General features: G+C 44.9%; 14 protein-coding genes. 6 read left to right on the plus strand and 8 right to left on the minus strand.

Annotation, left to right across the window (positions count from 1 at the left end; translation table 11 throughout):
- Positions 1-106: 106 nt before the first annotated feature.
- Positions 107-1414, minus strand: coding sequence for a TRAP transporter large permease (locus MDMS009_RS10475; RefSeq protein ID WP_008291652.1), 1308 nt, complete (start codon positions 1412-1414; stop codon positions 107-109).
- Entirely contained in the window at positions 1414-1938 is a 525-nt protein-coding gene (locus MDMS009_RS10480) for a TRAP transporter small permease subunit (RefSeq protein WP_008291468.1), read from the minus strand. The genes MDMS009_RS10475 and MDMS009_RS10480 overlap by 1 nt, the downstream gene beginning before the upstream one ends.
- Before the next feature lie 136 nt (positions 1939-2074).
- Between MDMS009_RS10480 and MDMS009_RS15860 the strand changes: the two genes are divergently transcribed.
- The 4 genes from MDMS009_RS15860 to thpR are packed head-to-tail and all read left to right on the plus strand — an operon-like array spanning position 2075 to position 5231.
- Positions 2075-2458, plus strand: coding sequence for a DUF4389 domain-containing protein (locus MDMS009_RS15860; RefSeq protein WP_008291540.1), 384 nt, complete (start codon positions 2075-2077; stop codon positions 2456-2458).
- Positions 2459-2482: 24 nt separating this feature from the next.
- Complete coding sequence (yaaA, locus tag MDMS009_RS10490; protein WP_008291436.1) at positions 2483-3253, plus strand: peroxide stress protein YaaA; 771 nt, start codon at positions 2483-2485, stop codon at positions 3251-3253.
- Positions 3254-3306: 53 nt separating this feature from the next.
- Entirely contained in the window at positions 3307-4695 is a 1389-nt protein-coding gene (locus tag MDMS009_RS10495; RefSeq protein ID WP_008291411.1) for a diguanylate cyclase, read from the plus strand.
- Between the two features lie 23 nt (positions 4696-4718).
- Complete coding sequence (gene thpR / locus MDMS009_RS10500) at positions 4719-5231, plus strand: RNA 2',3'-cyclic phosphodiesterase (protein WP_008291228.1); 513 nt, start codon at positions 4719-4721, stop codon at positions 5229-5231.
- A 1-nt stretch (position 5232) separates the two neighbouring features.
- On the opposite strand, the gene MDMS009_RS10505 is transcribed toward thpR, so the two are convergent.
- Positions 5233-5883 (minus strand): TetR/AcrR family transcriptional regulator, encoded by a 651-nt coding sequence (locus tag MDMS009_RS10505; protein ID WP_008291439.1) that lies wholly within the window; start codon positions 5881-5883, stop codon positions 5233-5235.
- Between the two features lie 295 nt (positions 5884-6178).
- Here MDMS009_RS10505 and MDMS009_RS10510 point away from each other — a divergent pair, with 295 nt between their 5' ends.
- Both MDMS009_RS10510 and MDMS009_RS10515 read left to right on the plus strand, forming a co-directional pair.
- The gene (locus tag MDMS009_RS10510) at positions 6179-7363 is read left to right on the plus strand and encodes an efflux RND transporter periplasmic adaptor subunit (RefSeq protein WP_052298166.1); all 1185 of its coding nucleotides are present in this window, start codon (positions 6179-6181) and stop codon (positions 7361-7363) included.
- 39 nt (positions 7364-7402) lie between these two features.
- Positions 7403-10561 (plus strand): efflux RND transporter permease subunit, encoded by a 3159-nt coding sequence (locus MDMS009_RS10515; protein WP_008291486.1) that lies wholly within the window; start codon positions 7403-7405, stop codon positions 10559-10561.
- 283 nt (positions 10562-10844) lie between these two features.
- Here the strand turns inward: MDMS009_RS10515 and MDMS009_RS10520 are convergent, their stop codons facing one another.
- The 5 genes from MDMS009_RS10520 to MDMS009_RS10540 all read right to left on the minus strand — a co-directional run bounded on the left by MDMS009_RS10520 (position 10845) and on the right by MDMS009_RS10540 (position 15798).
- Positions 10845-12722 carry a methyl-accepting chemotaxis protein gene (locus MDMS009_RS10520; protein WP_008291734.1) on the minus strand — a complete coding sequence of 626 codons (1878 nt, stop codon included), beginning with the start codon at positions 12720-12722 and terminating at the stop codon, positions 10845-10847.
- Between the two features lie 121 nt (positions 12723-12843).
- The gene (gene gluQRS, locus MDMS009_RS10525; protein WP_008291636.1) at positions 12844-13728 is read right to left on the minus strand and encodes a tRNA glutamyl-Q(34) synthetase GluQRS; all 885 of its coding nucleotides are present in this window, start codon (positions 13726-13728) and stop codon (positions 12844-12846) included.
- A gap of 12 nt (positions 13729-13740) precedes the next feature.
- On the minus strand, positions 13741-14532 hold the full coding sequence (locus tag MDMS009_RS10530; RefSeq protein WP_008291598.1) for an SDR family NAD(P)-dependent oxidoreductase: 792 nt from the start codon (positions 14530-14532) through the stop codon (positions 13741-13743).
- A 27-nt stretch (positions 14533-14559) separates the two neighbouring features.
- Positions 14560-15303, minus strand: a complete 744-nt coding sequence (locus MDMS009_RS10535) for a TerC family protein (RefSeq protein WP_008291686.1) — start codon at positions 15301-15303, stop codon at positions 14560-14562.
- A 114-nt stretch (positions 15304-15417) separates the two neighbouring features.
- Positions 15418-15798: a YkvA family protein gene (locus MDMS009_RS10540; RefSeq protein WP_008291574.1), complete on the minus strand. Its 381-nt coding sequence runs from the start codon at positions 15796-15798 to the stop codon at positions 15418-15420.
- Positions 15799-15800 lie beyond the last annotated feature (2 nt).

A 15800-nucleotide genomic window follows, 5' to 3' on the forward strand; every position in this document is an offset into this window, starting at 1 on the left:
TTGCCGACTAATGGGCGAGGTGAAGCAAAGCCATAGTTGATTTGTCATCACAGTATTTAAACAATTGATGTCATTAAGCCCACAAAATTAGTGGGCTTGTTAATAGCTAATTTTGCATTAGACCAGGTAGCCAAAGGCTGATCTGAGGGAATGCAATCAGAAGGCCCAGCACAATAACTTGGATGATAACAAACGGTATTATGCCCGAGTATATTGCCTGTAATTTCAAACTGGGTGGTGCACTGGCTTTGAGATAAAACAGGGAGAAACCAAATGGTGGTGTCAGGAATGAGGTTTGTAGATTCAATGCTATCAGCAATGCAAACCATAAGGGATCGAGCCCCATATGAATGGCAACTGGAGCGATAACCGGCACGACAATAAAACAGATCTCGATAAAGTCGAGGAAAAAACCCAGTAGAAAGATCAGCAGCATACTCAGAATCAGGAAGGTCCATTTACCACCTGGGAGACTGCTGAAGATATCCAGAATCAGCTTATCACCGCCCATGCCGACGAAGACTAAACCAAACGCAGTAGCGCCAATAAAGATAATAAAGACCATGCTGGTGAGACGAGTTGTTTTCTGCATAGCCTGTTGCAGGTTAACCAGGTTCAGGCGTTTATGTAGTAATGCCAGTAGCATGGCGCCAAGCGCACCCACCGCAGCTGACTCTGTGGGTGAGGCGATACCAAAGAAGATAGAACCTAAAACGGCAATGATTAAAAATAAGGGGGGCAGCAGGCTTTTAAACACGGCAAGTGCCAGTCCTGAGCCAAACTCTTCGTTATTATCCATGGCGGGTGCCAGTTCAGGTTTCCGCCAGGCTGTCCATGAAATATAGAGAATATAACCGCTGATCAACATCGCGCCAGGAACCGTGGCTGCAATAAATAATTCACCTACAGGCACACCAATAACATCACCAAGCAGGATAAGAATTATGCTGGGTGGAATGATTTGACCTAACGTACCAGAAGCAGCAATAGTGCCGCTGGCCAGAGAGGGGGCATAACCCCGCTTAAGCATGCAGGGGAGAGCAATCACTGCCATGGTCACAACTGAAGCGCCAACAACGCCTGTTGTGGCGGCTAATAAGGCACCAACAACCACAACTGAGATGGCCAGACCACCGCGTAGTTTGCCGAATAAGCGACCCATGGTATCAAGCAGAGCTTCAGCCACGCCTGACTTTTCCAGTATCACCCCCATAAACACAAATAACGGCACCGCGAGTAAGGTGAAGTTAGTCATGATGCCCCAAATTCTCAAGGGCAAAAGATTGAAGAAATCGAGTCCTAAAAAGATACTGCCAAAACCAAGCGCTATAGCGCCTAATGTAAAGGCAACGGGGTATCCTGCCAGCAGAAATAAAAATAATACGGCAAACATCGCCAGAGCCCAGTACTCCATTAATGGCTCTCCTTATGACGCAAGATATGTACGTTTTTTAAGATCTCAGCAATGCCTTGCAGCATGAGCATGGCAAACCCAATCAAAATCGCACTTTTTAGCAAATATCGATAGGGCAGACCACCGGGGTCGGGTGAGCCCTCATTGTATAAAAAGGCATTTTCAACAAAAGGCCAACTCGTGATAAAGATCAGCAGGCAAAATGGAAAAAGAAATAAAACAGTGCCGATAATCGATATCCAAGCTCGGCCATGATCAGACAAATAACGGCTTTGATAGAAAATATCGACCCGAACATGATCATCATGTTTCAACGTGTAGGCACCGCCCAGTAAAAATATCAGAGCAAACAAGTGCCATTCCAATTCCTGAAGTGCAACAGACCCCTGCTGGAATAAATAGCGCATCGCGACGTCGTAGCAGATTAAAATGACTAATGCTAAAACTAGCCAAGATATAGCACGGCCTGTTTTTTCAATAAAAAGCTCTATGCCATGGATAAAGCCCTGAATGGATAAATTCATCGTTGTTTCTGTCTTTCAATCACAATCGGTAGAGTTTCCCATAATTGTGTCTTAAGCTCTAGTCAAAGCCGTTTTTATCAACTATTTATCGGTTAGTGGTAAAGTAATCATAGTGACGGATACAAGGAGTAAATACGTGAAAAATGAGCAAGTAAAACAGAACCTATCCAGCAAAGGTCAATGGCTGCGGATTCTTTACATGGTGTTGTTCGCTGTTGTCTTGTATCTGGTGATGATGTTAGTGGCGGTTATTGTTGTCGTCCAGGCGCTTTTTGCTCTGGTAACAGGTAAGCCCAATGAGGATATTGGTGATTTTGCCAATGATTTATCGACTTATGTATACCGGATAGTGGCTTTTTTGACCTACAGCGATGATCGCCGTCCATTTCCGTTTAATAGCTGGGAAGACGAGGTCGACACTAAGCAAGACAATGATGACGATGATTATCAAAATGCAGTTGAAGAAATGGGGGATGCTGGTCAGCCCGGTGGCGACAAACGTAATACTCCCGACCATTAGAAAATAAATAATTAGGATTGATACATGTTGATGGTGATTTCACCAGCAAAGACGCTGGATTTTGACACAGCCCCAGTAACCGACGCATTCAGTCAACCACGTTACTTAGAAGCCTCGGCACAATTGATTGACGCCTTAAAACAGATGAGCACGGCAGAGATTGCCAGCTTGATGAAACTCAGTGATAAACTCGCTGGGCTTAATGCGGCACGATATGAGTCATGGCAACCCCCTTTTACGCTCGACAATGCAAAACAGGCTGTGCTGGCATTTAAAGGTGATGTTTATACAGGGCTAGACGCGGAGACTATGAATGAAGCCCAGTTCGATTATGCCCAAACGCATTTACGGATTTTGTCTGGGCTTTACGGTGTACTAAAGCCGTTAGACCTTATTCAACCTTATCGCCTCGAAATGGGAACGAAACTAAAGAATAAGGCCGGTCACGATCTCTATAAATTTTGGGGCAGTCAATTACGTGAATCATTGGAAAACGAGTCGGCGATTAATGATGCCATTCTGATTAATCTGGCATCCAACGAATACTTTAAAGCCGTTGAAGCTAAAAAGCTGAAAGCGCGGATCATTACACCAGTTTTTAAAGACTGGAAAAATGGCCAGTATAAAATGATCAGTTTCTACGCAAAAAAAGCGCGGGGGTTGATGAGTCGCTATATTATCGATAATCAATTGAAGGATGCTGAAGCGATCAAAAACTTCAATAGTGATGGTTACCGATACAGTGCTGATATGTCGAAAGAAAATGACTGGGTTTTTATCCGTGATCATGAATAAATAACAAGCCAACTTACATGTTATCAAGGACGATATTACGCTTCACAGTCATCATGATGATGACCTTTATATCCTTGTGCTCTGGCTTCACTCAGGCGGCTGATCAACGGCTTAAGCTGAGTGAGCAGGAGCAGGCATTTCTTGCCAGTCTCGACGTCATCAGAGTGTGTACCGATCCCGACTGGTTACCCTATGAAGCAATCGATCAGGATGGTCGCTATATTGGCATCATGTCAGACTTTCATCAGTACTGGTCTGAGCTTTTGGGCACGCCGATACAATTACAACCCAGTGATGACTGGCAACACGCACTGACATTGATGCAAAACAAGCAGTGCGATGTGTTATCCAGTGCACAAGATACGCCCAGTCGTCGTAGCTATTTAGCATTCACAAAACCGTTTATCTTTTACCCTTTTGCTGTAGCAACACAACCCGATAATACCTTTATCATTAACCTGCGACAGGTGACAGATAAACACTTTGTAATGGTAGAAGGTTATGCCGGAGTCGACATTGTTCAAAACGCTTATCCTGACATTAGCTTAGCTACGGTTAACAGTGCTGCAGAGGGGCTTAAACAGGTCGAGACTGGACTTGTTTTTGGTTATATCGACACGGTCCCCAGCATTAACTACCAAACGTTGAAACATGGTATTTCACATATTAAAATCAATGGGATATTGGATCAGCGCTATGCCATGTCTGTGGGGATCCGATCCGATCTTCCCTTGTTACTCTCTATTTACAATAAAGCCATTGCGGTAACAACGGAAGAAACACGCCAACAAATTCTGAATAACTGGTTGTCACTATCATTTCATCAAAACGTTGATCTCACATGGTTATGGCGAATGTTAATTGTGATTGCGGTTGTGGTTGCGTTGTTTTTTTATCGTTATTTACTTGTAAATCAACATAACCGTGAGCTACAGCGTGTGAATAAAAAGCTTGAACAGCTATCACAGCGCGATCATCTAACGGGTATACATAACCGTTATTATCTCGATCAGGCATTTCAGCAAGAATTAACACGATATAAGCGTTACCAACATGGCTTTACTATCGTCATGTTAGATATCGATCTTTTCAAACAAATTAACGATAGCTATGGTCACGTTGTCGGTGATGACGTGATAAAACAAATTGCTATGTTGTTACGCGAACATGTGCGTGATCAAGATGTAGTGGCACGTTGGGGTGGAGAAGAGTTTCTAATTCTAAACCCGGAAACGTCACTGGATGGTGCGCGTACACTGGCAGAGCATTTGCGGCGATTGATTCGACGTACTCCATTCACCGTTGATAAGATTGATGTAACTGTTAGTTTTGGTGTGACAGATTATCGCGCTGGTGAAGATATAGAGACGATGATTCAACGAGCCGATTCAGCGCTGTACCAAGCGAAACAGAGTGGACGCGATAAAACCGTCGTTTTTTGACCTAGAGCAAGTGGCTGTTCCTGATGAAACGTTTATTTTTTGCATTGTGGCCGGATAATAATAGTCGTCAGCAGATTGCTCAGATCAACCAACAAATCTTTTTTCCCGATATTCGAAAACTCATTCCTGATAATCTGCATATCACGCTGGTGTTCTTAGGTAATGTTGATGATGCCATTGCTACAGCCGTGCAACAACGAGCAGGTGATATCATCGCACCCCCGATCTCGTTAGAGTTCAATGAACTCGATTACTGGGTTAAACCAAAGATCGTATGCTTAACCTGCCAGCGACAGCCCAAAGCCGTCTATCAATTGGTGAATGCCTTAACTGCTATGCTGGCAGAGTATCCGGTTCGAGTGGAGCAGCGCCCCTATCGTGCACATATCACCCTTGCACGTAAAGCCAAGCAACGACCTGAACTAAACTTTAGTCCCGTTGTGATCAACGCCGACAGTTTTGCTTTAGTTGAGTCTATATCAACCGAGAAAGGGGTGAGGTATCAGGTGCGAGAGCGTTGGTTGCTGAAAGGCTGATTCAAGCCTGATTCTTGATGGACATTGGTGCTTCAGGCCATGTTGGTGAGGTAGTAAACCAAAACTCTGGTTTGACACCCAGCAAACGATATAAGCCTTCCGGCATATCTCTTTTTACCAGGCTGACATCGGGTCGCACATAAGCATAACTCATTACGCCGTGTATATAGTGATACATCAGCCTGGCTTGTTGCTCCATATCCGTGACGCGATCTAGGTAGCCGCCTGTGTTGAGTGCTTTGATAAGTGCCAGATTATAGGTGATTGCAGTTTGAGAGAGATTTTTCAACGCTTCAATGACTTTTTCATCATCTGTACCGATCTGAGCACCCACATTAAAGAAGGGACATCCCTGAATGCTGTCATCGCTGAGTTTAGAGTTGAATAGAAACTGGATCAGATTTTCTAATTGTTCAAGCGGTGTATTGACAGGAGAAAAGATGCTGTCGAGGTCTTTTTTGATCACCTGCCAGTAATAACTGGTTGCATCACAAAACAGGTTCGCTTTAGAGCTGAAATGATGATAAAAAGCACCTTTAGTCACGCCGGCCTTTTTACAAATTTCATTGACACCCACACTGCTGTAGTTGCTTTGCCAGATCAGCTCCAATGCCGTTTCCAACAGTCTTTCTCGAGTTTCGATAACAGACATATTTTCTCAATTAAGTAAGTATTAAATAATTATAAACCATACGGTTTGTATAGCAAGGAATGTGTCATGTTTCTGTCATTATTATGATGGTTTTGGCATGCTGTAGATGTAGCTTTTTATTTTGTTTAAAATGATATCTTTCAATGATATAAGGTTGGTGGTAAGGTTTTTTTTATTCTCTATCTTGACGTGCATACCGACCGGTATGTATGCTTGATTCTTTGGATCCTGCCCTCTGGGATGTCTTTACTCATGGACTCGTCGTCATATCGTTGCCGACAGATGGAGATTATTCATGTCTGATTCATCAGCAAAAACTAAAAGCCGAAGTTGGCTTAAAATCACGACAGTGCTGCTACTGTGCGCAACCGCTGGCGCTGTATACGTGACCAATGCTGAAAATCAGCAAGATAAAGCGACTGCTGCAGCACCGCCGCCGCCTGTTGTTGAAGTCATCAGTCTAACGCCAGAGATTGTGCGTATCTGGACTAATTTTTCAGGCCGTTTGAGTGCGGTTGATACAGCTGAAATCAAACCGCTCGTCGGTGGTGAGCTTCAACAAGTTGCGTTTGATGATGGTCAGCTCGTTGAGAAAAATGATTTACTGTTTGTGATTGATCCTCGCCCTTATCAAGCTGCTTTAAGACGGGCTGAAGCACAATTGACCTCTGCGAAATCACGTGCCAAATTGGCAAAAGATGAGTTAGATAGAAGTCAGAGACTGGTCAAAAATAAACTTGTTTCTGAAAGCGTATTTGATGCTGCCAAAAATGAATACCAAGTTGCAACGGCTTCGATCAACGAAGCAGAAAGTGCTGTTGCTCAAGCCAAATTAGATCTGAATTATTGCTATATTCGTGCACCGTTTGCGGGACGTGTGAGTAGAGCAGAGCTAACCGTTGGTAACATTATCGAGACTTCGCCAAATGCACCGGTTCTGACAACGTTGGTCGCGAATAATAGGCTTTATGCAGAGTTTGATGTTGATGAACAAACCTACATCAAATTCGTTCGAAATAGCCAACGTGATCAAAAAATGCCGGTAGAAATGACGCTAGCGGCTGATAATAGTGTGATTTATCAAGGTGAAATCCATTCTTTTGATAATCAACTCGATGTGTCCAGCGGCACAATTCGAGCCCGTGCAATCTTTGAAAATACCGATGGTGCCTTAACACCGGGTATGTATGCCAATGTTCGCTTAGGTGCTGCGAATGAGCAGGAGACATTGCTCGTACCGGACTTAGCCATTGGCACGAATCAGGACAAAAAGTTTGTTTATGTTGTGAATGCTGACAACAAGGCAACCTACCGCGAAGTGATGTTGGGTGGTCATCATAATGATCAGCGCTTGGTGACGAGTGGCTTGCAAGCCGGAGATAAGGTTGTTGTGAACGGCTTGTCACATATTCGTCCAGACACCTTAGTGACACCTAAACCACTTGATGACACACAATCAGTCGCTAAGACTGCGCCGTAGTTACATTAATCAGCCCCGCTCTCTGAACGAAGGAACGCGATGAATATTTCCAAGTTTTTTGTGGATAGACCCATTTTTGCTGGCGTCATATCTTTGCTGATTTTTATTGCCGGTTTATTGTCCATGTTCAACCTGCCGATTTCGGAGTACCCCGAAGTCGCACCACCTTCGGTTGTGGTGAATGCATCATTTCCTGGTGCTAACCCCAAAGTGATTGCTGAAACAGTTGCACGGCCGTTAGAAGAACAACTCAGCGGCGTTGAAAATATGTTGTACATGTTTTCACAAGCAACATCTGATGGACGAATGACACTGACGGTGACATTCAAAATCGGGACTGATCCCGATTTGGCTCAGCAAATGGTGCAAAACCGCGTTACCCAAGCAACACCAAGATTACCTGAAGTCACCCGTCAACTTGGTGTAACGGTTGTAAAAAGCTCACCTGATCTGACGATGGTTGTGCATCTTATTTCACCCGATGATAGCTACGACGAGTTGTACTTACGTAACTATGCCCTAATGCATGTGAAGGATGAGCTTGCCAAGGTTGAAGGGGTAGGTAATGTGCGTTTATTCGGGTCGGGCGACTACGCCATGCGGATATGGTTGAACCCTGAAAAAATTGCCGAAAGAGGGTTAACAGCAACCGATGTGGTCGCTGCCATCCGTGAGCAAAATGTTCAGGTAGCTGCCGGTGTGATTGGCGGTGCGCCGATGACCAACCCGGTTGATGTGCAATTGCCGATCAATGCCAAAGGTCGTCTTGAAAGCCCGGAAGAGTTTGAAAATATCATCATTCGTGCCGGTGAGCAGGGTCAGATCACACGGTTGAAAGATGTTGCCAGAGTCGAGTTAGAAGCCGCTGAACACAGCCTTAACTCAATGCTCAATAATCAGCCTGCTGTTGCGATTCCAATTTTCCAGTCCCCGGGGGCTAACGCGATCTCAATTTCTGATAATGTTCGCGCCAGCATGGCTGAGCTTCAACAGCGCTTCCCCAAAGGCGTTGATTACGAGGTTGTTTATGACCCGACAGTATTTGTAAAAGAATCGATTAATGCGGTTATCAAAACGCTGTTAGAAGCATTAGCCTTGGTTGTCATTGTGGTTGTCGTGTTCCTGCAAACATGGCGTGCATCATTGATTCCATTATTAGCAGTGCCAGTTTCTATTATCGGTACCTTTGCCTTAATGCATGTGTTTGGCTTTTCAATTAATACCTTGTCGTTGTTTGGATTGGTGTTGTCGATTGGTATCGTTGTGGATGATGCCATCGTGGTAGTAGAAAACGTCGAGCGAAACATCGAGTCTGGGCTTTCGCCTCTTGAAGCCAGCTATCAGGCGATGCGAGAGGTAAGCGGACCTATCATCGCGATATCGTTGACCCTGGTCGCAGTGTTTGTACCGATTGCCTTTGTCAGTGGCCTGACAGGTCAATTTTATCAACAGTTTGCGTTAACCATTGCAATATCGACAGTGATTTCCGCTATCAATTCCTTGACCTTGAGTCCGGCACTGTCAGCGCTTTTATTGCGTAGCCACGATGCACCGAAAGATAGATTGACGAAAGTCATCGACTTCTTGTTTGGCTGGTTCTTCAAGCTCTTCAACAAAACCTTTAAGAAGGCCTCACATGGCTATTCTGGCTCTGTGACCGGTCTGTTAAGACACAAAACCATTACCGTTATTATCTATGCGATTTTGTTGGGCTTTACGGTATACGGGCTTAATACGTTACCGAAAGGCTTTGTCCCTGCACAGGATAAGCAATACCTGATTAGCTTTGCTCAATTGCCTGATGGTGCATCACTGGCGCGGACTGAAGACGTTATTCGTGAGATGGGACGCATCGCGCTGGAAGAACCGGGTGTGGAAAATGCAGTTCAGTTCCCGGGCTTGTCTGTAAACGGGTTTACTAACAGCCCAAGCGCCGGCATTGTCTTTGTACCACTGCAGGCTTTTGATAAACGTCAGGATCCGTCTTTGTCTGCCAATGCTATCGCCGGTAAATTACAAGCCAAATATGCACAAATTGAAGAAGCCTTTATTGCTATTTTTCCACCACCACCGGTGCGTGGTTTGGGCACAACAGGCGGGTTCAAGTTACAGATCGAAGATCGTGCTGATTTGGGCTATGAGCGACTAGACGAAGTTGTTCAACAGGTACAAGGGCAAGCCTGGCAGAGTCCTGCGCTGACCAGTGTTTACTCGAACTATAAAATCAATGTTCCGCAGTTATATGCTGATTTGGATCGCACTAAAGCAAAACAACTGGGGCTTAATGTAAAAGAAATCTTTGACACCATGCAGATATATCTGGGGTCGTTATACATCAACGACTTTAACCAGTTTGGTCGAACCTATCAGGTTATTGCGCAAGCGGACTCTGAATATCGTAACAGTGCGAATGATGCCTTAAACCTGAAAGTACGTAACACCCAAGGAGAAATGGTACCGCTGGGTAGTGTGATCGAAATGAAAGAAAGCTACGGACCAGAGAGTGCTGCTCATTACAACGGCTATCTCGCCGCTGACTTGAATGGTAATGCGGCACCAGGCTATTCAAGTGGTCAGGCACAGGATGCGATCAGTGAGATTCTGGAAAATACATTGCCGCCCGGCATGGTGTTTGAGTGGACTGATCTGACCTATCAACAGGTGCTAAGTGGCAATACCGCCATGTATATTTTCCCCTTATGCCTGTTGTTGGTGTTTTTAGTGTTAGCCGCTCAGTATGAAAGCCTTATCTTACCTCTGGTGGTCATTACCATTGTGCCGTTATCGATTCTGGCAGCAGTATTTGGCGTTTGGGTAACTAATGGTGATAGTAATATCTTTACTCAGATAAGTTTCTTCGTGCTCGCCGGTCTTGCCAGTAAAAACGCGATTTTGATTGTGGAGTTTGCTCGCGAACTGGAAATGAATGGCATGGAAACGGTCAAGGCAGCAATTAAAGCCAGCCGTATGCGTTTACGTCCAATTCTCATGACCTCCTTTGCCTTCATTATGGGGGTTGTGCCAATGGTGCTATCAACGGGGGCTGGCTCAGAAATGCGAAATGATATAGGTATCACCGTCTTTTCTGGCATGTTAGGTGTGACCTTCTTTGGTCTGTTCTTTACCCCGATTTTCTATGTCCTGCTGCGTAAGCTAGAAGGCCGTCGTCGTTATCATAGTCATGTAACTGCAGACTAACCTTTTCTTCTCAGCCTACCTTGGAACTGGATTTTTTTTCGAGTTACAGAGATAGCAGAGGGCGCCCATTTTGATAAAGAAAGGACGTCATTGAGCTTTTGATGCCAATGACGTCCTTTCTGCTTTGGGTCAATCATGGCTGTTTTAGCCGTTTGAATACTATTCTTGAAACACGCGCTATGGTCAGGACTAAGGGCTAGCCCTGCACGCAACGATAGAATGATTTAAGTTGAATATGCCACTTCTTGACTAACCCGTAGCCGCAGAGAAGGTCTGGCTATACTTACACTTTAAATTGATTGACCAGCCTCTGTAGGTCATTCGCCAGTTCGGTAAGTGATTGGCTAGTTTCTGTAGTTTGCGATGTGCTGGTAGCATTTTCATCTGCAATCAAGGCGATCTGACTGATATTACGGTTAACGTCTTCGGCCACAGCAGATTGCTCTTCGGCAGCGGTCGCAATGTGGGTATTCATATCGCGAATGGCCATTACACGCTCTGTGATGATGGCTAGTGAATGACCTGCTGATTCGGCTTGTGAAACACTTTCTGTGGCCATGTCTTGTCCCTGCAGCATGCCTTCAACGCATTTGTTAGCCCCGCTTTGCAGACGCTCAATGATGGTTTTAATTTCTTCGGTGGATTGCTGGCTTTTTTGTGCCAGAGTACGAACCTCATCGGCAACCACTGCAAAACCGCGACCTGACTCACCGGCACGGGCAGCTTCAATAGCGGCATTGAGAGCAAGTAAGTTGGTTTGTTCGGCAATGCCCTGAATGACAGTCAGAACGGTGCCTATATTATCGCTTTCAATCTGCAAATCACTTATCGCCGCCGCATTCGTTTTAACCATTGAAGCAAGCTCTTTAATGCCTGAGACACTCAGGCTTACAACTTGTTTGCCGTGCTCTGTCTCCTTGTCTGCTTCCTGAGACGTTAAGGCGGCATTTGCTGCATTTTTGGCGACCTCTTGGACGGTTGCCGTCATTTCATTCATTGCCGTGGCGACTTGTTCAGTACTTGTCTGCTGGTTCATCACTCCTTGGCTGGTCTGACCGGTTATGATGGAAAGCTCTTCGGCGGCAGAACTCACGGTATGGGCTGAGGTGATCACTTCATTAATCAGCTTTTGGAATGATGCCGTCATATCGTTGTAGGCTTGTGCCATCTGACCAATTTCATCATCGCTATCAATCGTTGCCCGAGCGGTGAGATCTTTTGATTTATTGGCATCAATCATCGTTTCATAAAGTGCAGAAATTGAACGGTTAATGCCTCGGCCCAGAAGGACAATGAAGCTGACGATCACAATAGATAAAATTAATGAGAGAACACCTGAAAAAACCTGGATTCTTTGTACCTGTTGAGGAATATCTACTCTGATGGCCGTTTGCAAATCAGTCAATGTCATTTCAGAGCGGTGAATGATGCCACGCATTTTACCCAGCTTGCCTTCATTGGCACTAAAGCCTTTATTGGCGACGCCATGAGTCAAAGCGAGGAAATCCTTTTCATAATTGGCGAGTGCTTGGCGGATAGCTGTTTTCCGGTCAGATGAGATAAAACTCGCGTTTAAATCTTGTCGAAAGTGTTGAATGTTCGTGTTGAATTTATCGATATATTTGGCATCCAGACGCAACATGAAATCTTTTTCATTACGACGCAAGGTCAACATGTCTTTAAGCAGTGTATCGGATGACTCTGCTTCTAAAATTTCCTCGACTTTATGAACCGATTGACGCAGTGAGCCGTTGAGGCCCGTTTCGTGATCCAGCCCGATCTGTTGTTGTAACTCAACCAGTTCGTTAAATGCTGTTCCGTATTCATTAATGATGTCGATAATTTGTTGAGACAGTTGATACTGGTCGGCGTTTGTGGATTCCAGTTTGTCACTTAACTCAAACAAGTTTGCCAGCATTAACTGAAGATGCTCATTGAAACGTACTTGGTATTTGAGGTCGTTACGTGCCAGAAAGTCTTTCTCATGACGACGAAGCATCAGCATATCGGCTTCAGCCTGGTAAGACTGGAACGAAATTTTTTCTAGCTGCCCAACTTTTTTGACGGAGTAGAGCTGAATAGCGAACAAGATGAGTAGGGCACTGGCCACTAAAACACTGAGTATGAACAGTTTCTTTTTTATTGTGAGATCTTTCAGCATTGTATTTACCTTGTGCGCTATTTTCTAAACAATAGAATCGGCCAAATGAAGGAAAAGTTTAGAACTTTTGCGAGAGAGTTATGTTAAATATTTACGACAGTGCTTGCGTGACAAACAAGTATTAACGTGGAATATGCGACATATTCCAGTCCTGCAGCGCCTGTGTCCACAGATTATTTAATGAGTCACGAGAAGAGTAAAGTTGGGTATCTATACCCAGAAACTGAAAGGCTTTCACTAGGTGATGCCCCGCATCTGCCACATTTACCGGAGCAGCATTTGTTTGTTTGCTTAACTTTTCTCCCTGAGCATTTGTTACTAAGGGAATGTGGGCATAGTGAGGCGAGTGTAAAGACAATAAATATTGCAGTAATACGTGTCGGCTGGTCGAGTTCAATAAATCGGCCCCCCGAACGACATGAGTAATACCCTGTTCTGCATCATCCACCACGACAGCAAGTTGATAGGCGAAAAGGCCGTCAGCCCGTTTTATGACAAAGTCGCCGATATCTGTTTTCAGGTGATGATCGATACTCCCCTGAAAAAAGTCATTGAAGATGACATGTTCTGCATTGGCTTTGACTCGCCACGCTTTAGTTGAGCGTTGCTTGCTCATACCAGAGCGGCAGCTGCCTGGGTATACCGGTCCTTCAATACCTGCATGGGCAATGGCAATAACATCGCGGCGGCTGCAATTGCAGGGGTAAACCAGATCCATATTGATCAACGTATCCAATGCTGCCTGATAAATCTGATCGCGCTTGCTTTGATAGATAACCTCACCGTCCCATTCAAAACCAAATCCAGCCAGCGTTCGCAAAATATCATCGGCTGCACCGGGCATTTCACGTGGTTTATCGAGATCTTCCATTCGTAGCAGCCACGTGCCTGCCTGGCTTCGTGCATCGAGGTAGCTGGCTACGGCTGCAACAAGAGAACCAAAATGCAGTGGTCCGGTGGGTGAGGGCGCATAACGCCCAACATAATGACGAGAGTCGCTGACCATAACTCGCTGAAGTTAGAACGCGCTTTTAACCACACCACCATCAACGCGCAGCGCTGCTCCGGTAGTCGCTGAGGCCACTGGGCTGGCAAGGTAACAGACCATGGCGGCGACTTCATCGGTGGTCGCAAAGCGTTTGATCAACGAAGTGGGGCGTACTTTTTCGAAGAAGTCTTGTTCAAATTGGTCAAAACTTTGACCTTGCTGCTCAGCCATATCTTCAACAAAATCAACGACACCACGGGACTTGGTCGGCCCCGGAAGTACGCTATTCACTGTGATATTGCTGCCGGCAACGTCTTCAGCTAAACCGCGTGCAATTGCGATTTGTGCAGATTTCGTCATCCCGTAATGAATCATTTCCGCAGGAATCTGAATGCCGCTTTCGCTCGACATAAATATAATACGCCCCCAGTTTTTTTGCTTCATAGCAGGCAAATAAAGACGCGATAAACGGGCACCGCTGAGGACATTGATTTCAAAAAAACGACGCCAGTCATCGTCGCTGATTTTTTCAAAACTGACTGGCTCAAAAATGCCAAGGTTATTGATTAAGATATCGACATCAGGATGCTGTTGATGCAGGTTTTCCGCTTCGTCTGCTTTCGACAGATCACCGGCAAAACCGATAAGCTTCCCCTCCACAAGGGGAGTAAGTTGTTTGCACACGGCATCCACTGAGCTCTGCTTACGACCATTGATGATAACGTCGGCCCCTTCACCTGCCAGGGCTTTGGCAATGGCATAACCAATGCCCGCAGTGCTTCCTGTAACGAGTGCCTTCTTTCCTTTCAGGTTTAGATCCATGGTTTCTCCATCTGCGTTGGGTCCACGTTAGTTTACTGGCTTATTTAAGGTGACAGATTTTGTTTGCTTTCTAGCACGTATTTTTATGTTCAACATTTCAACAACAACAGAGAATGCCATCGCAAAATAAATGTAGCCTTTAGGTACATGTACATCAAAGCCTTCAGCAACCAGCACACAACCGATCAAAATCAAGAAAGATAAGGCCAGCATTTTAATGGTGGGGTGCTCATCAATAAATGCATTGATGGATTTTGCAGCCAGCAACATAACAATCACGGAAATGATAATGGCCGTCACCATGATAGAGATGTTTTGTACCAGCCCTACAGCGGTAATAACGGAATCAAGAGAGAAGACAATATCCAAAATGGCCACTTGTAAAATGACGGCTGCAAACCCCATGGCTCTGCCAGATTGTGTTGTGTCTTCATGCAACTCTAGACTGGTATGTATTTCATGTGTGGATTTAGCCAGTAAAAATAAACCGCCCAAAATGAGGATGATATCTCGACCAGAAATGGCTTCTGAAAACACGGTGAATAATGGCTCGACCAGCCCCATGACCCAAACCAGACTGAACAGTAAGCCCAACCTGGTTAACATCGCAAAACCAATGCCTAAGTTTCTTGCTTTGTTGCGTTGTGACTCGGGTAAGCGGCCGACTAGAATTGAGATAAAGATAATATTATCAATACCAAGCACGATTTCTAGGGCCAGCAGTGTGCCGAATGCCATCCACGCTTCAGGACTTGCTATCCAGTCAAACATTGTTTGTCCTCATTGAAATGATGGTAATTGCGATGCGTCTTTATTCTAGTTATGTCAGCTATAAATGATGATGCATAGCCTAGCATAGGCTGTAGCGAAAATTGCAGATCTTTATCAACTGAAAAAAGACCAAATACTCATACCTATCAGGCCTGCCAACAATAACCAGATTGCGATAATCACCATTCGCATCCAGGCAAATTCAAGCTTAATCGTTTGTGACTGAGCACGGCTCAGGTTCTCTTGCCAAATAGCGTCTGGAACCAATTTTATGACCAACCAGCAAAGTGCCGGAATAAGTAATAAATCATCGACTAAACCGAGTATCGGGATAACATCTGGAATTAAATCTATCGGGCTGAATAAATAAGCAAGCGTTACAAAAGCGAGTACTTTGACCAGTTTGGGGCTGCGTGGATCGTGCCATGTGAAATATAGAGCGTGTGCTTGTTTGGTGAGCAAATCAGCCCATGTTTGCCATTGCTTTTTTGACAAGA

The organism is Methylophaga thiooxydans DMS010 (genome assembly GCF_000156355.1).
In the GTDB taxonomy this organism is placed as follows: Bacteria; Pseudomonadota; Gammaproteobacteria; order Nitrosococcales; family Methylophagaceae; genus Methylophaga; species Methylophaga thiooxydans.

Excerpts from the sequence above, each read along its gene's own strand:
- MDMS009_RS10475 (WP_008291652.1), bottom strand. The coding sequence starts at position 1,414 with ATGGAGTACTGGGCTCTGGCGATGTTTGCCGTATTATTTTTATTTCTG.
- MDMS009_RS10480 (WP_008291468.1), bottom strand. The coding sequence starts at position 1,938 with ATGAATTTATCCATTCAGGGCTTTATCCATGGCATAGAGCTTTTTATT.
- yaaA (WP_008291436.1), top strand. The coding sequence starts at position 2,483 with ATGTTGATGGTGATTTCACCAGCAAAGACGCTGGATTTTGACACAGCC.
- MDMS009_RS10495 (WP_008291411.1), top strand. The coding sequence starts at position 3,307 with ATGATGATGACCTTTATATCCTTGTGCTCTGGCTTCACTCAGGCGGCT.
- thpR (WP_008291228.1), top strand. The coding sequence starts at position 4,719 with ATGAAACGTTTATTTTTTGCATTGTGGCCGGATAATAATAGTCGTCAG.
- MDMS009_RS10505 (WP_008291439.1), bottom strand. The coding sequence starts at position 5,883 with ATGTCTGTTATCGAAACTCGAGAAAGACTGTTGGAAACGGCATTGGAG.
- MDMS009_RS10510 (WP_052298166.1), top strand. The coding sequence starts at position 6,179 with ATGTCTGATTCATCAGCAAAAACTAAAAGCCGAAGTTGGCTTAAAATC.
- MDMS009_RS10515 (WP_008291486.1), top strand. The coding sequence starts at position 7,403 with ATGAATATTTCCAAGTTTTTTGTGGATAGACCCATTTTTGCTGGCGTC.
- MDMS009_RS10520 (WP_008291734.1), bottom strand. The coding sequence starts at position 12,722 with ATGCTGAAAGATCTCACAATAAAAAAGAAACTGTTCATACTCAGTGTT.
- gluQRS (WP_008291636.1), bottom strand. The coding sequence starts at position 13,728 with ATGGTCAGCGACTCTCGTCATTATGTTGGGCGTTATGCGCCCTCACCC.
- MDMS009_RS10530 (WP_008291598.1), bottom strand. The coding sequence starts at position 14,532 with ATGGATCTAAACCTGAAAGGAAAGAAGGCACTCGTTACAGGAAGCACT.
- MDMS009_RS10535 (WP_008291686.1), bottom strand. The coding sequence starts at position 15,303 with ATGTTTGACTGGATAGCAAGTCCTGAAGCGTGGATGGCATTCGGCACA.